This window comes from Mesorhizobium sp. M0676 (genome assembly GCF_040320535.1).
Lineage (GTDB): Bacteria > Pseudomonadota > Alphaproteobacteria > Rhizobiales > Rhizobiaceae > Mesorhizobium.
Genome location: NZ_JAMYPU010000041.1, coordinates 16,504 through 36,106 on the forward strand (window position 1 = coordinate 16,504; position 19,603 = coordinate 36,106).

A 19,603-nucleotide genomic window follows, 5' to 3' on the forward strand; every position below is an offset into this window, starting at 1 on the left:
TGCTTCCGGCTGCGTTGCGGGCCGGGTCTTTCGCTTGCCGCAGTTTCTTGCGAGCCATGGTTACTCAGTAACGATCAGTTTGCATGCCACACACCGGCGTTTGCCGCCGATATCTTGGATCGACCGATGATCTTGCTGATTGCCGACCGGGTTGTTGCGCTCAATGCCTTACGTCTAATCTCATCATCTACTCGATCGAGCCGGCTAAGATTGCGATAAGCACGATGATTCGCCCCACCGAACCGCGGTTTATAGTCGACGTTCACCCACAATCGATCTGAAGGCCTGCCGAGCTGCCGAGCAAAGACACTCTTCGTTGAGCTCACTGCATTCGGCCGCAAAATACGGCGCTGCAATACTGCCATCCGAGACGCGTTTTTCCGCGATCATTGTTTCCTCAGTAACACCTCGCACGCATCATTGCGGGAGGGCTGCCTTACCCGCTTCGTGAAAGTATCAATGGAAAAAGGCCGATTTACACGAAATGGACCGCTTTGAGCGCAGGAAAGCGGCGTTGTGATCCTCAATTCGCATTATGGCAACGCCCACGGGCGCGGCGACGAGCAAATCACCGAGAAATGTGCCGGCACCAGGCGCAACACAATAACCGCTTGCCCCGTGATCTCCGCGAGCATGGGTAAAGCGGAAAAGGAGGCAGCTCGTGCTCCCGGGACCGGGTATCCGCGAGACCAACGGATCTTGGTGTGCAGAGGCAAGACTGCTGCGGAGCGCGCGACGATCAATCCTCTACCGTCGCTTCAGTTGCTTTGAGCAACTTTGCACCACCAGCGTCACCGATCGCTCAAAAGATCCCATGAGGCGACGGGCGGCGGAACTCAGGTAAGGTTTCGGGGTCCGACATCCTAACCTTGGAGACGTCTCATGAATCTCTCATCCGTTGCTCTGCCGCCCGTCGACGAGAAGACTGTCACAATTTTCATGGCCCTGGAATTGAGTAAGTCGACCTGGCTTGTGGCCCTGCACTTGCCGGCGGTCGACAAGATCAGCCTGCATCGCCTGCAAGGAGGTGACACCGAAGGGCTTATGGCTCTCATTGAACACCGGCGCGAACAGGTGCAGGCCCCTTTGACGCGTCCAGTTCGGGTAATATCGTGCTACGAGGCCGGCTACGACGGTTTCTGGCTGCATCGTTCCTGTGCGACCGCGGCATCGACAATCAGGTTCTGGACGCGGCCAGCATCCTGGTCGACCGCCGGTCACGCCGCGCCAAGACGGACCGCCTCGGTGCGGCGGCGCTGCTGCGCACGCTGATGGCGCTGGAACGTGGCGAGCCGAGGGTCTGCCGGGTCGTGCGCGTGCCGAGTTTCGAGCAGGAGAACGATCGCCGTCGCAGCCGGGAACGGGCTCGGCTCGTCAACGAACGCGGCCAGCATTCGAGCCGGGTCAAGGGGCTCATCCGCGACTTCAAGCCAGCCAGACGGGACTGGCGTGAGCAGCTGGAGACGCTGTGCACGGCCGACGGGCGGGATCTGCCGCCCTGCCTGAAGAACGAGATCAAGCGCGAGTGCCGCCGCTTGTGGCAAGTGATCGAGATGATCATGGAGGTCGAGGCTGAACAGCGTCAGGCCGCCGAGACCACAGTTCCCGGGATTGTCCAACTGAGTCATCTGCGTGGTATCGGCCTGACGATCGCAAGCGTAATGATGAACGAGGTGTTCTTCCGCGATTTCCAGAACCGGCGTGAGGTCGCCGGTTATCTCGGTCTTGCATCCAGGCCTTGGAGCAGCGGCGCGGTCAGCCGCGATCAAGGCATCCAGAGATCGGGCAATCCGCGAGCGCGACGATCCGCCATTGAACTTGGCTGGCTGTGGCTGCGCCATCAGCCCGATAGCGGTCTCGCGCGCTGGTTTCATGAGCGCGTCGGCGCCGGCAAAGGACGCATCCGCCGCATCATGATCGTCGCCTTGGCGCGCAAGCTGATAATCGCCTTGTGGCGGTATCTGACCCAGGGCCTGCTGTCGGAGGGCGCCATGACCAAGGCCTGACGAAAGTTCGACGCGAGGGCGGCCAACGTCACTTGCGACGAAGCGGGATGGATGTGGACCGGCGCCCCCCAGGGCTTTTAACGCCGTCAAAAAGATGGGTCCCATCCTTCCCGGCCTCGCCAAACTTGCCCGTGCATGCGGGATATGGGTGCAGGCTCCACCCGAGCCGACCGGATGTGAGGTGATGTGGACTTGTTCCGCAATTCGCCGCGAGGCCGATCCCGACTACGTTCGAAAGTGACTAGGCCGTCACCACTACCATTGACACGATGTGCCTCATATGAGGGGGGCTTAAGCAGACGCTATTCATCAATTGGCAATGCTAAAGTTGCCTTGATTCTGTCCATCACGACCATGGTCTTGAACCCCTTTATATCGGGATGTTCGAAAAAAAAGCGGCGAGTAAATGCCTCATACTCCACCATGTCACGCACAGAAATCGCCAGAACGAAATCGGCTTCACCTGTCACATAGTAAGCGCTCATGATCTCAGGAGTGCGCCGGATCGCCTGCTTAAAACGGTCAATAATATCTGAGCGATCGCGCTCGAGGCCGATAAAGGTCAGCATCATCATCGGGCGACCAACGGCTGTTGGCGAGACTACTGCAACATCGGCCTCAATCACGCCTGCGTCTCGAAGCCGCTTCAACCGCCGCTGACACGCGGTGGCCGAAAGCCCCGCAAGTTCACCCAACTCTTCAGTCGTCAGTCGGTTGTTGCGCTGCACGGCGATCAGAAGTTTCCGATCAATTCGATCAAGTTCCATTCCCTCATCCTGCAAAACATCCTCCTTTGCGCAGGAAAGCTGCGCGAGCAAGTGGATATTAGCCTGACTCCCTCAATCATCAAAGGATAAAATGAGGACTTCACCGATCGACCTTGACGTCACGGATCCTGCCCATGCAACGCTCTCTTCGAAGAAACGGCTCCCGCGACTGGGGCCCTTGCCGCGAATAGACGCTGCTTTGCCCCTCACTGGAGCGCCAGGTAGAAGCGCCCACTCTACCGCTACCCACATAACCAAAGTGACCATTATGCAGATCAATCCGCTTCCTTCGGACATTCTCCGGCAAGAATTTCCGGCCACGAAAAACGCAATCTATATGGATGTTGCTAACCAAGGCCTCATCTCAAAAGCAACATTGGCGTCTATAGAGCCGCATTTAGATAATCGGCTTCAAGGTCGAAATGACGAAGAAGCCATGCTGAAGCATGTAGAGCGTACTCGGGCGAGATTCGCACAACTGGTTGGCGCTAACAAAGATGAAATTGCGATCACAAAGAACGCATCGGAAGGCATCAACATAATCGCTAATGCGATGGATTGGAGGCCCGGGGACAATGTGATCCTATGTCCGAAAATAGAACATGCGAATAACATCTTGCCCTGGCTTCAAATCCGGACGAGGCACGGCGTTGAGCTGCGGCTAGTAGAGCCGGATAACGGCTCGATTCCGACTGAAGCCATCGTGAAAGCGATGGACTCTCGTACACGCATCGTCGCGCTGGCGACCGTAACAATGGTGCCAGGATTTCGAACCGTGGTGGCCCCCATCGCAGAAGCCTGCAAGCGTCTTGGGGCTTTTCTTCTGGCAGATGGAACGCAATCTGTCGGAATACTCCACACCGATGTTGTCCGGCTTGGCCTAGATGGTTTGGCGGTTTCGACCGTAAAGGGCTTAATGGGTCTTTATGGATCCGGATTTTTGTATTGTCGTCAGGAATGGGCCGATCGATTGAACCCGGCCTACCTTGCCCGTTTCAGCGTTGATCTTGGAAGCGCGCCGGAATCTGCTCCGATATTCGATTCTGTAAAATTGCACGACGGTGCACGTCGTTTTGACATTGGCCACTACAATTTCCCAGGCATGTTAGCCGCTTACGTATCGATGGGCCAATTGCTCGAAGTCGGGACCCAGGAGATCGAGCGGAGCGTGACGTCCCTGGCAAAGCGACTTGCCTCTGGCCTGCTGGACCTCGGGCTGCCCGTCTGCGGGGGATCTCCGGGGAGTCACACTGGAAGTATCATCGCAATTGGGGATGTGGACGGGCTCAACGACTCGCGCGCGCTCGACCAGCGCATTCAATCGCTTCACGCTCACTTGCAAAGTAACCAGGTGGTCGTCTCGACACGCAGAGGCATGCTCCGTTTTTCCCTGCATTTGTACAACACCGCTGATGAGGTCGATCACGTTGTCGATCTGGCCAAGCTATGGCTGAAATAGTCGCAATCCAATACAGCAGACAGGAGACTGCATGTCATTCGCCACCACACAAACTGTAGCGCTCCTTCAGGAGCTTGTAAGAATCGAGAGCATCAACCCATCGCTATCATCCACAGGAAGTGGGGAACAAAAGGTTGCTGAATTCCTGGAGCGTTTTTGCGTGGAACGAAACCTGCCATTCGAATTTCAAGCGGTGGCGGACGGACGCTCCAACTTCTTGACTTGGGTTCCTGGGGAGAACCCTGACAGACGTATCCTTTTCATCGCTCATATGGACACGGTACCCATTGATAAGTGGGAGTCAGATCCGTTCTCGGGAGAGCAAAGGGAAGGGCGAATCTATGGTCGAGGTAGCTGCGATACTAAAGGTTCCCTTGCAGCTATGCTGACCGCGCTTAGTACCCTTGGGGAACGGAAACCTAAATCCACGGTGGTCGTTGCGGCGAGCATCGACGAAGAATTTCGCAAGATTGGCGCTCGCGCGATTGCTCGTTCAGGGGTGTCCTATGATGCCGCAGTCGTCGGCGAACCAACTGACTTGGAGCTTGTTGTCGCACACAAGGGGTCGGTCCGCTGGCAGGTCGAAGTTGAAGGCGTGCCGGCGCATACCTCAAAGCCTCACCTCGGCGTCAATGCAATTACGGGGATGGCCAAGATCGTATCAGCCCTCGACGACCTCAACCGGACCCTGACATCGCAGGCGCACCCACTGGTTGGCGCTCCGACTCTCACAGTCAGTCTTATCGAAGGAGGTATTGAACTTACCACAGTACCGCCGGTGTGTCGTATTTGGATTGATCGACGCCTTATACCGGGAGAGCCGCCGCAGAAAGCCATACAGGAGGTGGAAAACATACTGGAATCTTTCCGCGAAGGCGCAGATAAGATCAAGGTTCGGTCTTTGCTACCCGCGTTGGAAGACCCGGCTCCGGACAGCGCTGAATCGAGCAAGATTGCGGCAGTGGCAGCAACGGCCTGTGCTGATGTAGCGGGAACCGGGAAATATATAGGGGTACCCTATGGTACGGACGCAAGTCAGCTATCTTTGGTTGGGATTCCTTGCGTCGTTATCGGTCCAGGAAGTATTAACCAAGCTCATACGAATAACGAGTTCGTGGAAATAGATCAGTTGACAAAAGCAGTCGAGATATATCAGAAAATCATGCTAAACTATTAGGCGGGGCTCGGAGTGGTGGCCAGGCTTCTGCGTCGACGATGCAGCGGGCGTCCACGCGCTGCATCGTCGGGAGTCAACTGTAGACCTACCGACGTTGCTCGCGGGCCTACAAGGCAAGCCTCACCTGATATCTGTCTCCAAAAAGCCGATCTCTTGATTGTCCGGTTATTCCTCGATTGGACTCAAGGCTCGCTAGACGACGTCGCAGACTACGCCGAGGCGGGCGTAATGAGCGACGGCGGCCTCGAGGAAGGCGACGGCGCTCTCCTTGCGCTGGCCGGGCATGACCTGAACGAAAGCGACGCGCGAGGCATCTTCGATGCAGACATGAACGAACTCCCAGCCGATGCCGTGGTGGCGGTGACCGCGCCGGGATGTTGCCCGGTGATGCGGTGCTCGACGGAACCAATCCGGCCGAGCTTCTTGATATCGAGATGATGAGCTCGCCGGGATGCTCGCACTCATAGCGACGCACGGGTTCCAGTTCCAAGCGCAGAACTTGTTCAAACCCAACCGGCGCAGAACACGACTGATGGTCGCCGGCGAGACGCCGGTTTTCGGCGGCGATCTGCTTGCCCGTCCAGCGCTGGCGGCGCAGCCGTTCGATCGTCTCGATAACCGCCCGAGGGCGTCGGCCGGCGCAGCCGGCGAGGTCGGGAAGAGCGGTCCTGCAATCCCGCCGATCCTTCGCTGCGATATCGGTCAATTTGCGGACGGTTCGCGGGCAGACGCCTGCGGCTTCGGTGACTGCCTGCGGCGTCTGCCCGCTATCAACCTGCCTTACAATTCGCTCTCGACCGCGCGGCGTCGCCGGGCATTCTTGTGGACGTCCATCCGGTCACCCTGGAATCACTGAAGCTTCGACAACCTCAGCTTTCCCGGTCCGGATCGGATGGACAACCTACTGAAAGCTCACGCTAGCTGACGATCCAAACGACGCTTTGACGTCGCGCCTCCATGCAGCAAATCATCCGATCTGCGTAAATACCGAGTTAACGCAGATTCCCTGCGCCTTTCAGCCTAATCTGCACAAAGGCGCGTCCTTTAGATGCTATATTCCGAGCAGGTCCTGAGGCGATGTTGGCATCAGCATGGGGTGCGGAGAAAGCCCCGGCCGAGGCGCGTAGTTAGCTGCTGGACACGAGAACTGCCGCATGCGGCGAGACAGGAAGGAGGAATTTCGTGGATAAACGGCAATACCTCAAGAACAGGACTGGTCTTTATAGGCGCGCATTCCTGAAGGGATTGGCCGCGGTCGGCATTGCGGCGGTGGCAATCGGCTCGATGGCCGGTTCAGCCTCTGCGCAGTCGCTGCTCGACAAGATCAAGAGCGGAGAGACGATCCGGATCGGGTTCTCGAACCAGCCACCGTGGGCCTATCCCGGCGAGAACAACGAGCCGCTTGGTTTCGTCAATGCGATGGCGCTCGATATTCTGAAGAAGCTGGGCACGACAAAAGTCGAGTCGATCGTCACCGAATGGGGCGCGCTCATTCCGGGCATGCAGGCCGGCCGCTTCGACATCATAACCGGCGGCATGTACATCATACCCGAGCGCTGCCGCAACGTGCTGTTCAGCGATCCGATCCTCAAACTCAATGATGTTCTGATCGTGCCGAAGGGCAACCCGAAAGGACTGCACTCCTACGATGACGTGCGCGACAAGGGCGCGACCTTCGTTACCGGTGCCGGCTACACAGCAGTGACGGCTGCGAAAGAAGTTGGCATTCCCGACGATAAGCTCATGCAAGTCGCTGACGATGTGGCGATCGCGCAGGCTGTCAAGGTCGGCCGCGCTGATGCTGGGAGCGGCAACTACTTGAGTATGAAGAGAGTTATCGAGAAGGAGGACAGCCTCGAGCTCGCCGATCCGTTCACCGCGCCGCGCAAGCCCAGCTATAGCGCTCTCGCCTTTCCGCTCACCGAACAAGCTACTGTCGACGCCTTCAAGACCGCGATGAAGGACTATCTCGGCTCCGATGAAATGATGGCCTCGGTTGAGAAATATGGATACGATAAAACGATGTTGCCGGACGGCACCGCGACCGCCGCGCTCTGTCAGGAGTAAGACGGCGTGAACAGCCGTCCACGAACTAACACGCCCTCCCGGCTCAGACGGGCTTGGCGGGCGCCCAGCGGGAAAGGCGAACATGAACGAATTTGCGCTCGGTTTCGGCGTGGCGGCGCTGGCCAACGGCATCCTGGTCACCATAGTCGTAACAATCGCGGCATCTCTGGTGGCGATCGTCTTCGGCCTGATCGTCGGCCTGATCCGGGTCTCCACCCTTTGGCCGCTACGCTGGTTGGGGATCGCTTATATCGAATTCTTCCGCGGAACGTCGCAGCTCGTGCAGCTCTACTGGTGGTTCTTCGTGCTGCCGATCTTCGGCATTACCCTCTCGTCGTGGACCGTCGCCATCTTCGGGATCGGATTGTGCATCTCCGGCTACGGCGCCGAAGTGGTGCGGGGTGCCATCCAGAGCATCGATCGCGGCCAATATGAAGCGAGCACCGCGTTAAACTTCCCGCGGCTCACTATGATGCGCCGCATCGTACTGCCTCAGGCCCTCCGGGCGATGCTACCGCCTTGGGGCAATCTGCTGATCGAGTTGCTCAAGGGTACCTCACTCGTCTTCTTCATCACCATCACCGAGTTCACCGCCGCCGCCAAGATTGCAGCCGACGCCACCGGCAACTACCTGCTGTTTTTCGCGGTGGCACTGTTCGGCTACTATGTCATCGCGCGCGCATTCATCACGCCCTTCGTGCGCTTGCTGGAGCGCCGCTTCTCGCGCGGCTTCGTGCGGGAGGTGCTGGCGTGAGCATCTGGGATTGGTCTTATGTCTGGGAGGCGATGCCGTATCTCTATCACGGCGCCATCGTCACGGTTCAGGCCACGCTGCTCGGCTTCGCGATCGCGCTGGTGCTTGGCCTCGTCTTCGCGCTGATCCGCCAGTCTCCCAACCGCTACGTGTCCCGATCCATGGCGGAGATCGTAGAATTCATCCGCTCCACGCCCCTGCTGCTGCAGGTGTTCTTCGTCTATTTCGTTGGTCCCCAGTTCGGCGTCGTCATCCCCGCCTGGATCTGCGGAATCGGCGCGCTCGGCCTTCACTACGCAGCTTATTGCTCGGAGGTGTATCGTGCCGGCATTCTGGCAGTGGATGAAGGCCAGTGGGAAGCCTGCACTGCGCTCAACCTTTCGCGGCGTCGCACATGGAGCGCGATCATCCTGCCGCAGGCAATTCCACCGGTTGTGCCAGCATTGGGCAACTACTTCATCGGCATGTTCAAGTCAACGCCAATTCTGGCGGCCATTGCGATCCTGGAGATGCTGCAGCAAGCTAAGATTTTTGGAGGAAACAACTATCGCTACATCGAGGCTATTACCATGGCCGGCTTCTTCTACCTAGTCTTCACATTGGTCGCATCGGCGATCGTGCAGTCGGTGAGCGTTTGGCTTAACCGCCGATACCATCTGGAATAAGAGCTCCCTCATGAACGAACGCATGATCCCCTTCGAGAACGCTGCAAAACGCTATCAGGCGCCGACAGCTCTGGACAATATCGACCTCGCGTGCAACGGAAAAGTCATGAGCAACCCCATGGTCCGTTTCGAGAATGTCAGCAAGCGCTACGGTGCGCTGACGGTGCTGGACGAACTCAATCTCGAAATCGCCCGCAACGAGAAAGTATCCATCATCGGTCCTTCGGGCTCGGGCAAGACCACCGTGCTGCGCATGTTGATGACGCTGGAACGCATCAACGGAGGGGTGATCTGGGTCGACGGCGAACCGCTCACGCACATGGAGAAGAAAGGCCAGATGGTGCCGGCAAGCGAGCAACATCTCAGGCGCGTGCGTGGCAAGATCGGAATGGTCTTTCAGCACTTCAATCTGTTCCCGCACTTGACGGCGCTGCAGAACTGCATGGAGGCACCGGTGTCCGTGCTTGGGCTCTCCAAACGAGAGGCTGAGGCCCGAGCCGCTGAACTGCTCGACATGGTGGGGCTGGGCGACAAAAAGAATCACTTCCCGATCCAACTTTCCGGCGGGCAGAAGCAGCGCGTCGCGATTGCCCGTGCGCTCGCTATGCGGCCCAAGGTTATGTTGTTCGACGAGGTGACCTCGGCGCTTGATCCAGAGCTGGTCGGCGAGGTGCTCAACGTCATTCGCAAACTCGGCGCCGAGTACGATCTGACGATGCTGATGGTCACGCACCAAATGGGCTTCGCTAAGGAATTCTCCGACCGCGTCTGTTTTTTTTACGGCGGCAAGATCGTCGAGCAGGGCCCGCCCGACCAGCTCTTGGGCAACCCGCAGAACGAACGGACGCGTCAGTTCCTCAGTGCCGTGCTCGAGGCCAAGTAGCGAGCGGCGGCGTCGAAAGGGGAAGTGTAGCCGTAAAATTTTTAAGGTGTCTCGGCTGAGGCGAAGCAATAGAACGCTCTGATCAGGAAGGCTGTGAGCGCCTGGAACTTGCACAGGAAGAGCCGTCGTACGCAACCGGCGACGCTATGGTCTGGAGGGCGTTCGGATCGCGAGACGAGTACAGTGTGCAAAACTACGAGTGAGTTGCTGCTTCAGACTGCGCTGAGGTACGGGACGCGTCGTCACCGCATCGTTATCGCCTTGCCCGTGCTCGCAGTACTTGGTGTTACATGGGTAACGTCAAGTGGGTTGCTCCTATTAATTCGCCTACCAGCCGCCCGATCCTCACCGCGAGCGCAACGTTGACCTTGTGATGAATACGCTTCTGTCACCAATTTGCCTTGTAGATCTGCTCGCCCAGCGCCGACCTGGCTCTTGAAGATGGTGCCGCAGACCGTCACCTGACCAGGCCGTCGGGCGAGTGGCACATCGACCCGCCGTGGACATAAGCTCTGATTCCCGGCGAGTCCCTCTCGTCGATGAGGTGAGCCTCCGATGCTTCGAGTGCTCTGGGCATCTTAAGACCGACGAGATCCTAGCGGATGCGATCGCCGACACGGTGGTGTCGAGGGCACTGGCCACGAAGGCCAATAGGCGCTGGACGATCGAGTCGTCGGAGTTCTCCTCGGACTTCGGCCGTTGCCGCCGTGAGCTGGCATAGCGTTGCGATCGCCGGACTGGACGTGGCGCTGCGACGCGTGGTGGCATCGGCCACGATGCAGAAATTACCCCGGACTTTGACCACGCCCTCCCGCCTGACGCGTCGCTTGAGCCTGTCGTGAACGAAGCCTACGCCGGGGAGCGCCGACCACTGTGGCCGCTGCGTCCTCGAGGTTGCGGAAAGGTCGGGCCAAGAAGAAATGCTCGCAGAGGTGTCAGCCGGCCGCTCGACCTTGCCGTTCGTTTTTCGTCAGGGATTTTGAGACAGATGGCGGGCTGATTGGTCGTGTCCCATCAGGTGGTGTAGCTCGGCGGTAGCGAAGCCGCTCACGAGCGCGAGAGCACGGCGACTAATGCCGCCAGCTACACCACACTGCGGGACACGATCGGCTGATTTAGCGCAGGCTCTGGCCCATCTCGGTTCTCATTTTGCGGCCTGCGGCGCTGCAAGCGCCGCTTTTCGATGGTCTTTCGCTTGATCCTTTCTCGTTGCAACAGGATGTTTGGCCGCGTCGGAGGTAGACGTCGGCGGGGGTGAGACTGTCGAGGCTCTCGTGGTAGCGTCGCTGATTGTAGTTCTCGACGAAGGCGGCGATCTGGGCTTCGAGATCGCCCCGCAGGAAATAGTTCTCGAACAGGACGCGGTTATTCAGCGTCTGATGCCAGCGCTCGTCTTGCCCTGGGTCTGTGGCTGGGCGCGCCACGGGTGTGCTCCATGTTTTGATCTGAGAGCCAATCGGCCAGGCCGGCGACGTAGCACGGGTGTCGGAGAGTAGCCGCGGCCTTTGCATCACCTTCGCGCTATCGCAGCCGGACGCTTCAAGCGCCATCGTCAGCGTGTTGGTGACGTCCTCCGCCCGCATGCATCCGCGCCCCACGACTGCATCGATCCTGGTTCCTGTCGGTGCCCAACTGATTACAGCGCTCGAGCAAATTGTGGCGCGGAATGTAGATCCCCTAGAACCAGCAGGAATCTCAATCTCCGAATTTCATGCTGGCTCCACACCGGGCGTGATACCCGGAACGATCCGCTCACTTTCGTCTGAAGTACATGAACTAATTAGGACGCGCTTGCGCGAAATCGTCGGTGGGGTGTCTCAGATGACCGGTGCTCAGATTGGACTGTCGTTCATAGGCGGGGCTCCCGTTACGTTCAACCATGCCGATCAGACGGAAATTGCACTAACCGTCGCAAACGACTTGGTCGGGAAGGCAATGTTCAAACGACCAAGCCGATTATGGCAGCGGAGGACTTTGGCTACATGCTAGAGGCCCGTCCGGGCACTTATATACTTTGCGGAAAAGGGCGACAGTGCCGGACTGCATCATCCAGCTTACGACTTCAACGGCGATGCCATCTTGTATGGGACATCCTTCTGGACCCGACTTGTAGAGCCAAGGCTCGCCCCGTGACTGATCGCGGTATCCATAGCGTTTGTACGACCTGGTATCGGAGTCGAGATCGGGGCGACGCTGCGGTGACCACAGCATACCAATGCCGGACCTGCCGTGTGGCTGATCAGCGTCTCGATCGTTGATCGTCAGCAACATCCGGCAAACCAAACCACTCAGAAAAACTACGTGCATGTCGCGCCGAGTCCGCCGCCCGTTGACCAAGGCAAAGCGAGAGTTCCCGCATTCCCTGCACTCATCTTATCCTGAGCGTACGCCGCGAAGATACGCCGATTTCCTGCGTCGACAGAGGTTGATCGGCGCATATCGGCCAATAGACGCTGCTAAATTCGCGGCGCGGCCAGTGGTGCTACGTTCCCCATTCGTGAAAGGGGACCTGACGCGAATAATTTGCTGAGGAACATGATGACTGAAGACCAACTATCGACACTTGAGGACAACTCCAATTCGAGCGCAGATCTTTCCGTTCGTATCGATGCGTTGTTTGCCCCTTGGGCTAAGGCCGACTGCCCCGGCGCCGTAGTGGCGGTGCGGCGCGACGGGCGCGAGATCCATCGTGGTTACTACGGCTTGGCCCATTTGCCGCATGGCATTCCGCTGTCGAGGCAAAGCGTTATACGCATCGGTTCGCAGACCAAGCAGTTCACGGTGCTGCTGGCCATGATGCTGGAGACTGAGGGTAAGTTGTCGCTTCAGGATGACGTACGGCGACACCTGCCCTGGCTGCCAGAATTCCCGCGCACAGTAACTTTGCAGCACCTAGCCGCCAACGTTTCGGGCCTGCGTGATTACTTCGAGATCATGGCGTTGGTTGGCCAATCGCCACTGTCGCCGACGCCGGTCGCGCTGCAGCTCCGGATGTTGCGCGAGCATGCTGCGGTGAATTTCCCGGCCGGCGATGATCTAAGCTACTCGAATACCGGCTTCCTCCTGCTCCAACAGGTGATCGAGCAGGTCTCGGGCCGCAGTTACAACGAGCTTCTGCATGACAGAATCACCGGTCCCCTCGGCATGCGCAATACCCGGCTGATGAAGCATGATGACGAAATTCTTCCCAACCTTGCCGACCACCATACCAGAGGGCCAGACGGTAGATGGCGCCGCGCCTTTTGGTCTGGCTACGAAGCGAACGGAGATGGCGGCATCGTCTCGACGCTCGATGATATGCTGATCTGGCTGACCAACTTGAACGATCCAAGCATAGGCGCGGCGGAGTTGGCGCGGATGGCCCAATCGGGCGCTAAAGTGAATGGCCGTCCCAGCCCCTATGGGCTCGGCCTGTACAGGAGCACCTATCGAGGTTATCGCAGCATCGGCCATGGTGGGACGATGGCCGGAGCTAAGTCGCAGGGAGAACGCTTCCTCGATTTGGGCCTCGACATTCTCATCCTTGCGAATACCGACGAAATCGCGCCCTTTCTCATGGCTCGGCGCATCGTCGACGCGGTGCTCGGGTTGCCGCCTGGTCCTCCACATTCCACGGCAGCCGGTGCACGCTTTCCCGCCGCTACAGGTCTTTATCACGACGAGACGACGGACGACGTCTTCGCAATTGCCTTCAAGAACGGTGTTCCCTTGGTCGGCGGCGATGAGATCGAGGAGGTGGAGCCGGGAGTGTTCGAACGGTCACTCCAGCGCAGCGTAGGCTCGCTTCGCCTCATACCGCGGCCGGATGGTGATATCGATGGCGACTGGCTCGGTCGCAAGCGGCGCTATCGTCGTCTCGACGATATGGCCCCGGCAGTGCCCGCTAACTCCGCTGGCCGCTACGGCGACCCCACCCTAGCGCTAGAAGCCGAGATCATGCTCGAGGCAGATGCGGCTCGGCTTCGCATCCGTTCTTCCTTCGCCCAACTCGATGCGGTGCTCCGCCCGGTGGCGCCTGGTCTGCTGCTGGTTCAGCCGGCATCGGAGGCGAAGGTGCCGGAGCCGGAACCCCCGACGTGGCGCTGGGTCGTGCGGGTGCTCCCAGATTCGATCCTGATCAATGGCGGCCGCATAATGGGCCTGAGGCTGCCACGCCTCCACTAAAGACCGAACGGACCAGGCATGGTCGGAGAGCACGTCCTCGACGGGTCTGACGCGGGAAGCACTGAGTCGCGGGCACCGCGAGCGCTGGACGTTCCATCGCCTCGAACAGGTCGCGACGGCACTGATCCAGTCAGCTCAATGACGTGGGTGTTGATCCGCTCGACAGCCTCCGGATAGCGAATTGGCTTCGTCCAGGGAAAAGAAAGTCTGGTTACGCAGCCGGCCGAGAATGCAGCTCTGCGCGAAAGGGATGCCACATTCGACCTTGTTCATCCTTCGGTCGCTTCGGTCTCGCCGGCAGAACGCCGACACCGTAGTGCGAAGCCATCATGCTGGGATTGATCTCGGGGTCGTAGAAGCTCGACCGATTCACGCCAGACTTCAGATTGTCGGGAACAATTAGGCGCGGGACGCCGCCAAAAAGCGGAACATGCGCACATGCGAGCCAATCCAGTCCGGCAGGGTCTGGCTCCAGGTCGCCTCGGCGAAGGTGTAGCTCGACGCGCCGAGCACCCCGAGAAAGATCCCGACCTCGCGGATCTCCCCGGTCTTGCGGTCCGCGATCGACAGCTTCTTGCCGGAGTAGTCGACGAACACTTTGTCACCGGCGACATGCTCCTGGCGCTTCGTTGGCGACAGCCGCCGCTCGAAGCCTCTAAAGAGATCACAAAACCGGCTGTACGCGTAGCCTTCAGGATGAACCGCCCGATACTCCTCCTACAGGACCGACAGCGTCACGCCCGGCTTCTTCAGTTCGACGGCCAGCGCCCCCCAGTCAGGCTCGGTGCGTCGGCGCGTATCCCTTGTTTGACGCCCTGACGGGAGAAGAGCCGATGTTCGAGAACATCGTCCGTCAGCTCCGCCGGCAACGGCCGGGAAAGGCCGGCGGCAGTCGCTGGCTCTATGTTGTCCTGCACCGTACTGCAGGCAATCCCAAGCATGGTGCCAATGTCGCGAGCGCTTATGCAGTCCGCGTTTAGGCGAAGCAGTTGTCTCAATTGTCTCATGGTCAGCCTTCTTCTCTTCGGCATGCGTCTCTCCTCTACGTCGAGAAAATGCATCCCCAGGTTGCTGACCCAAAGGCACTATCCAGGCTTCAAAACTATCCGGTATTTAGTCGGAATCGTCCGGTTAATTCTCGAATCGCGTCCGATTTTGATCGGAATGCCGTCTGGTAAATCGTTGCAATCCCCATGTTGCGGCAGAAGTTGTGCAAAGTTCGACCGTACTAAATCCTGGGGAATGGTGTCTCACTGCCTTGCCTCCTGTGACTTTGTTGAGGCGCCGCCACCTCCAATCGGTGGGCGAATGGGGCAGCGTGTTTGGCGATCCCGTGGTGGCAACCGCGATCCTTGATCGCCTGCTTCACCACTCGACAGTGATCACCATCCGCGGTGACAGCTACCGGCTCCGCGAAAAGCGTCGTTCCGGCCTATTGCAGAAGGCCGAAACGACGCTCGAGACCAACGAAACTGCAAAACAATGAGGGGGCCAGTTCTTCGTTTCGCCCAAGGGGTCATGCTTGACAGCTGGCCCGACGGCAAAAGCTGCCCCATCGCTGTCTCGTTCGACGTCGATCACGAGTCGAATTAATTGCGCAGGGGAGGGGTCCCAGAATAGACTATCCACCGGTCAGTACGGAAGCCCCCGGGGGTGCCCGGATTTTGGATCTAAAAATTCCACCTTCCCAGCGCGTTTCTTTAGCGCGACAATCGGGGAGAGAGGTCGTATTGCCTCACCCAAGAGTGTTCCCAAAGAACAATGCCGTTGCCTCACTCGAATGTTCACGATTGCCTCACTGATTGTTCCCGAGATTTAGCCTCTGCCGATCCTGTGTTGCTCGGGGATGATCTCACTGCGCGACCTTTACAATTTCCGTCCGCGCGGCATCGGCGAATGGCCCGAACACCAACGCATTGGCTTGCGTACTGCGCCAGATCTTCATTCGACGCTGCGCGGTTCGAATGAGGCCGTCGGGATACACGCGGTGATATTTGACCTGCAAGCGTTCAAGCAACTCTCGTGACGTTCGCCAAGGCTCTGCCTCGAACCATTCCTCAAGCTCGGCCGTGACAGCAAGGAGAGGATCGGGTCTGCGCCGCTCTCGCTTGACCGCCGGCTTGGGGCGGGCGGTCGGGTTCACCTCCCCACCACGCCACGCAATCCGCCCGGACAGAAAGTCTTCGAGCGGCAATGCCTCGCCGTCGGCGGCAGCCGAGCCGTCCGGCTTGTCGGCGATGTCGGCCAACCTCTCTTGTGCCAGGCGTATGTCGCGCAGCAGCCGAACCGGATCGAGCGTCAGGTACATCGCCTTGAGGCGAAGGCGCGTATCCTCCGGCGTGCGTGCATCGTCAAGCAGCCGCTGATAGGGCGTGGCGGGACGACGATACCGCTTGACCACCCTGGCTCCGTCACGATGCTTTTCTTTCAACTTAAATGCTGACTGAAAGAAATTGATGAACGACCGCATCGAGAAATAAAGCTTGGCTAGCTCCCGTGTGGCTTGCAGTCCCTCGAAGCGTCGATATCCAACGATCTTACGCACGACCGCGCCATTCTTCTGCTCGCCAAATGCCTGGTCATTCTTCCGGTAGGGGCGGCAACGGGTGAGTTCGATATTATCACGCAAGCAATACTCCTGAACGCTCTCGTTCATGAAGACGCTGTCGTTGCCGGTGTCGAAGCCCAGCAGCGGGAACGGCAGAAACTTGCGCAGTTCGGCCAACGCAGTGATCGGACCGTTTGCTGGCGAACCAGCAGCGGCGCGCATTCCGTCCAGCCCGTGGCGATATCAGTCAACACCAGGGTTTGCGAGAAGGCGCCCTTCGCGTATGGGCCGGAATGAGAAACAAGATCCGCCTCGACAAAGCCGGGTGCGGGGTCATCCCAATCCGAGAAAGTCCTAACTGGAACACTACGCCGGATCGTCGTTGATCCTTTCCGCCGCCGCGGCCCGCTGGCACTCGCCTTAATGTCCTTGAGAACGCGATCAATCGTCGCTGGGCTCATCGTCAACAATTGCCAGCGCGTATCAACGTGTCAACGGCCGATGGCGCCGGGAAAATCACGCGCGCCTCACAAACTCGCATCCATGCCCGCGAAGGACGCTACGCCACCTCGTCCGGGAAAAGGACCGTTAGGCGACCCATGATAGAGCCCTAACTGATGGAGCCGGAACTGAGCCGCACCCAGTTCAGCTCCGTTCCGCTACATCCGTTCCACGCACATCACAACATCAATGCCGCCGCCGATTCACAGCTTGGTAAGACCTTTCTTGGCGACGCGGCGGCGCATTTCGTAGACCAACGTGTTGAAGAGCACCGGAGGCGCCGATCGGATGGCCGATGGCGATGGCGCCCCCATTGACGTTGACGATGGAAGAATCCGAGGCCATGCCTTTGGTTAACGGCGAATGCCGACGAGATCGAAGTCCTTGACCGACCAACTGGCTTTCTCCAGTACCCGCTTGGAGGCCGGCATCGGGCCGATGCCTACGATGTCGGATCAACGGCGGCGGACACCGCCACATACCTTCACCCTGTGATGGCTCGAGCGGCCAGCCCAGTAGCAGCCCCGAGACTTCCGAAGGTGGTCAACGGTTGCCGGCTCGAAGCTTGGGCTGCCGATGGCACCATGGTCTAGCTTCCTCCAAATCTCGTGCGATACGGACCAAAGTCGCCTCGTCACCAAAACGGCCGACGATCTGAACCCCAATTGGTAGTCCTTGACCACTCTGCGCTAAGGGCAGGGAGACAGCGGGGTGCCCAGTAACGTTCCATATTGACATATGCCCGTACCCCGAATGATTCCCTACGGTGTATTCCTCCATGGAGATTGTTGGATCGCTCAACTTGCAGAGAGTGTTGAGCGGTTGCGCCACTGTCGGCCTCGCGGGCGTCACTAAGATATCGAAAGCCTGAACCGCCTCGCCTACCTGGAACCTCATCTGCCGGAGGGCTTCGTCTACCTCTTCGAACGTCGACAAAGGATTATCTCGACTGTGTTGAAAGAATTTTAGGTTTACAGGCTCTAATGTGTCTGAATTTATAGTTCGGCCCATCGCTTTGGCCTGGGCTGCAAGCGAGGTAGCTCCAAAGCCGTAACATCCAAACATTGCTTTCATAAACGCTTCAAACTGAAACGGAGCATCGATCTCCTCCACTTTGTGCCCCATCTCTTCCAGCAGTGACGCGATTGAATCGAGGGCTTGCAGAACTTCCGGTTCAAGTTCGAGCTTGTCCCACTTCGTCCTGGCAAGCCCAACGCGCAAAGTGCCAGTGGGCTGCAAAAGCTCATCTACATATGGACGATGCGGCTGGACGATGATGAATGGGTCTCCCGGGTGCGAACCGGAAAAGACGTCAAGCGCGGCCGCCATGTCGCGCACCGAACGGCAGAGAACGAAGTCTCTTATCAACCCAAGACTTTTATCCTGCTGGTCCGGGCCGCCAGAGACGCGGCCACGAGACGGTGAGAGCCCCACAAGCCCACACCAAGCTGCAGGCCCCCTAATTGACCCGCCGCCATCGGTGCCGTGTGAAATGGGGGTAATCCCAGCGGCCACTGCCGCCGCCGCTCCCCCGGAGGAACCAGAAGCTGAGCGTTCCAAATCCCAAGGATTTCGGGTGATGCCATTGAGGATGCTCTCGGTCGCTCCGGAACGCCCAAACTCAGGTGTAGTTGTCCTTCCAATGGTGCGGAGGCCGGCGTTTCGCGCGCGACGAAAAAAGAAGCTGTCGGTCTCGGGACGATAGTCTTTGAATAGACGGCTTCCTCTTTCCTGCAGGCGCCCCGCTTCGCTGGCCCCAAGATCCTTGCGCAGGAATGGCACACCGTTGAACGGGCCGGAGGCCGCGCCGGCTACCGTTTGGGCATCTTCGTAGAACTCGATAACGGCGTTGATGCGAGGGTTTACTTCGTCGAAGGCCTGCCGGGCGCATCGCGTTAGTTCTGAAGAAGTTATCTCCCCCGCATCCACCAGCTCTGCCAGGCCGGTCGCATCGTATGCCACGTATTCAGAGAGTTTCACTACAAACAACCTTTTTACGTCAGTCCGATCCACTGAGCATTGCTGTCCAGCGATAAAATTCAGCACCGTCCGTTCCCATGGGCATAAACAAACCTTTGTCCTGTTCCTGAAAGGGAGGAGGATTGTGCCGGGCCGCCGTCAAATCTCTCTTCGTACCTCAGGCTCGGTCTTGGCTCGACCGGATAATGGAATAGAAGGCAGCGGTTCTGCCGTCTCAGCCCTTGCACAGCCCGGCGGTCGTCAAACTCTTTGGCGGCAAATTCGCCCGTGTGTAGTCGAATTTACCGACCGCTTTCATCATCTCATCGGAGCCGAGATAGTTTTTTAGCGCTGTATTGAAGGCATCGACCTCCGCCTGCTGGTCGGGCAGAAAAGCAATAGCCTCACCGGTCATTCCAACGGATGGGGTAAAGGGATCGGCGAGCTCGAGGTTATCGCGCTCGACAAATACTTGAAACGAGAAGGATCCGGTGCCAAGGGCGGCGTCTGCGCGTCGCGACTTTACGGCCTGGGCGACCTCCGCTGCTCCGCCGGCGACCTGCAAGAGCTTGTCATCGGGGATGCCGATCTTCTGAGCGGTCTTCACTGCAGCCCATCCAGAGCCGGTGACCGCTGTGACGCCCTTGTCGCGG

The 19,603-nt window shown here is 58.7% G+C and carries 13 protein-coding genes and 6 pseudogenes; 11 read left to right on the forward strand and 8 right to left on the reverse strand.

The window, feature by feature from the left end; genetic code table 11:
* The first annotated feature begins 1,112 nt into the window (after window positions 1-1,112).
* Complete coding sequence (locus NKI35_RS28645; RefSeq protein WP_352742146.1) at window positions 1,113-2,006, forward strand: transposase; 894 nt, start codon at window positions 1,113-1,115, stop codon at window positions 2,004-2,006.
* A 302-nt stretch (window positions 2,007-2,308) separates the two neighbouring features.
* Here the strand turns inward: NKI35_RS28645 and NKI35_RS28650 are convergent, their stop codons facing one another.
* Complete coding sequence (locus NKI35_RS28650) at window positions 2,309-2,773, reverse strand: Lrp/AsnC family transcriptional regulator (RefSeq protein ID WP_352742168.1); 465 nt, start codon at window positions 2,771-2,773, stop codon at window positions 2,309-2,311.
* Between the two features lie 268 nt (window positions 2,774-3,041).
* Between NKI35_RS28650 and NKI35_RS28655 the strand changes: the two genes are divergently transcribed.
* Both NKI35_RS28655 and NKI35_RS28660 read left to right on the forward strand, forming a co-directional pair.
* Window positions 3,042-4,232: an aminotransferase class V-fold PLP-dependent enzyme gene (locus NKI35_RS28655; RefSeq protein ID WP_352742148.1), complete on the forward strand. Its 1,191-nt coding sequence runs from the start codon at window positions 3,042-3,044 to the stop codon at window positions 4,230-4,232.
* 31 nt (window positions 4,233-4,263) lie between these two features.
* The gene (locus tag NKI35_RS28660; RefSeq protein WP_352742150.1) at window positions 4,264-5,409 is read left to right on the forward strand and encodes a M20 family metallopeptidase; all 1,146 of its coding nucleotides are present in this window, start codon (window positions 4,264-4,266) and stop codon (window positions 5,407-5,409) included.
* Between the two features lie 210 nt (window positions 5,410-5,619).
* Here NKI35_RS28660 and NKI35_RS31415 read toward each other — a convergent pair.
* A pseudogene (locus NKI35_RS31415) lies at window positions 5,620-6,243 on the reverse strand (leucine zipper domain-containing protein); the annotation flags it as partial.
* Between the two features lie 411 nt (window positions 6,244-6,654).
* On the opposite strand from NKI35_RS31415, the gene ehuB reads away from it, so the two are divergent.
* The 4 genes from ehuB to ehuA all read left to right on the forward strand — a co-directional run bounded on the left by ehuB (window position 6,655) and on the right by ehuA (window position 9,778).
* Entirely contained in the window at window positions 6,655-7,476 is an 822-nt protein-coding gene (gene ehuB / locus NKI35_RS28675; protein WP_352742156.1) for an ectoine/hydroxyectoine ABC transporter substrate-binding protein EhuB, read from the forward strand.
* Window positions 7,477-7,558: 82 nt separating this feature from the next.
* Window positions 7,559-8,230, forward strand: a complete 672-nt coding sequence (ehuC, locus tag NKI35_RS28680; protein ID WP_352742157.1) for an ectoine/hydroxyectoine ABC transporter permease subunit EhuC — start codon at window positions 7,559-7,561, stop codon at window positions 8,228-8,230.
* Window positions 8,227-8,895, forward strand: coding sequence for an ectoine/hydroxyectoine ABC transporter permease subunit EhuD (gene ehuD / locus NKI35_RS28685; RefSeq protein WP_352742160.1), 669 nt, complete (start codon window positions 8,227-8,229; stop codon window positions 8,893-8,895). Before ehuC ends, ehuD begins: the two co-directional genes overlap by 4 nt.
* A gap of 106 nt (window positions 8,896-9,001) precedes the next feature.
* Entirely contained in the window at window positions 9,002-9,778 is a 777-nt protein-coding gene (ehuA, locus tag NKI35_RS28690; protein ID WP_352742170.1) for an ectoine/hydroxyectoine ABC transporter ATP-binding protein EhuA, read from the forward strand.
* Between the two features lie 1,155 nt (window positions 9,779-10,933).
* Here ehuA and NKI35_RS28695 read toward each other — a convergent pair.
* A pseudogene (locus tag NKI35_RS28695) lies at window positions 10,934-11,361 on the reverse strand (integrase core domain-containing protein); the annotation flags it as partial.
* On the opposite strand from NKI35_RS28695, the pseudogene NKI35_RS31420 reads away from it, so the two are divergent.
* Both NKI35_RS31420 and NKI35_RS28700 read left to right on the forward strand, forming a co-directional pair.
* Window positions 11,359-11,911 (forward strand): annotated as a pseudogene (locus NKI35_RS31420) (M20/M25/M40 family metallo-hydrolase); the annotation flags it as partial. The pseudogenes NKI35_RS28695 and NKI35_RS31420 overlap by 3 nt on opposite strands.
* 402 nt (window positions 11,912-12,313) lie before the next feature.
* On the forward strand, window positions 12,314-13,942 hold the full coding sequence (locus NKI35_RS28700; protein WP_352742162.1) for a serine hydrolase domain-containing protein: 1,629 nt from the start codon (window positions 12,314-12,316) through the stop codon (window positions 13,940-13,942).
* Window positions 13,943-14,341: 399 nt separating this feature from the next.
* On the opposite strand, the gene NKI35_RS28705 is transcribed toward NKI35_RS28700, so the two are convergent.
* Window positions 14,342-14,539, reverse strand: coding sequence for a hypothetical protein (locus NKI35_RS28705; protein WP_352742164.1), 198 nt, complete (start codon window positions 14,537-14,539; stop codon window positions 14,342-14,344).
* A 236-nt stretch (window positions 14,540-14,775) separates the two neighbouring features.
* Between NKI35_RS28705 and NKI35_RS28710 the strand changes: the two genes are divergently transcribed.
* Together NKI35_RS28710 and NKI35_RS28715 are read left to right on the forward strand one after the other, a co-directional pair.
* Window positions 14,776-14,922, forward strand: coding sequence for a hypothetical protein (locus tag NKI35_RS28710; RefSeq protein ID WP_352742166.1), 147 nt, complete (start codon window positions 14,776-14,778; stop codon window positions 14,920-14,922).
* A gap of 314 nt (window positions 14,923-15,236) precedes the next feature.
* Window positions 15,237-15,428: pseudogene (locus tag NKI35_RS28715) on the forward strand (ATP-binding protein); the annotation flags it as partial.
* A 366-nt stretch (window positions 15,429-15,794) separates the two neighbouring features.
* Here the strand turns inward: NKI35_RS28715 and NKI35_RS28720 are convergent.
* From NKI35_RS28720 to NKI35_RS28735, 4 genes and pseudogenes are all read right to left on the reverse strand, one after another.
* Window positions 15,795-16,975, reverse strand: a pseudogene (locus NKI35_RS28720) (transposase); the annotation flags it as partial.
* 219 nt (window positions 16,976-17,194) lie between these two features.
* A pseudogene (locus tag NKI35_RS28725) lies at window positions 17,195-17,440 on the reverse strand (acetyl-CoA C-acetyltransferase); the annotation flags it as partial.
* Between the two features lie 94 nt (window positions 17,441-17,534).
* The gene (locus NKI35_RS28730) at window positions 17,535-19,037 is read right to left on the reverse strand and encodes an amidase (protein WP_352742167.1); all 1,503 of its coding nucleotides are present in this window, start codon (window positions 19,035-19,037) and stop codon (window positions 17,535-17,537) included.
* A gap of 148 nt (window positions 19,038-19,185) precedes the next feature.
* Window positions 19,186-19,603: type 2 periplasmic-binding domain-containing protein (locus NKI35_RS28735; RefSeq protein ID WP_502897186.1), on the reverse strand; the 418-nt coding region annotated here is incomplete at its 5' end.

Bases quoted from the DNA above. Each gene is read 5' to 3' on its own strand.
- NKI35_RS28655 (WP_352742148.1), top strand. From the start codon at position 3,042: ATGCAGATCAATCCGCTTCCTTCGGACATTCTCCGGCAAGAATTTCCG.
- NKI35_RS28700 (WP_352742162.1), top strand. From the start codon at position 12,314: ATGATGACTGAAGACCAACTATCGACACTTGAGGACAACTCCAATTCG.
- NKI35_RS28660 (WP_352742150.1), top strand. From the start codon at position 4,264: ATGTCATTCGCCACCACACAAACTGTAGCGCTCCTTCAGGAGCTTGTA.
- NKI35_RS28710 (WP_352742166.1), top strand. From the start codon at position 14,776: ATGTTCGAGAACATCGTCCGTCAGCTCCGCCGGCAACGGCCGGGAAAG.
- NKI35_RS28650 (WP_352742168.1), bottom strand. From the start codon at position 2,773: ATGGAACTTGATCGAATTGATCGGAAACTTCTGATCGCCGTGCAGCGC.
- ehuC (WP_352742157.1), top strand. From the start codon at position 7,559: ATGAACGAATTTGCGCTCGGTTTCGGCGTGGCGGCGCTGGCCAACGGC.
- ehuA (WP_352742170.1), top strand. From the start codon at position 9,002: ATGAGCAACCCCATGGTCCGTTTCGAGAATGTCAGCAAGCGCTACGGT.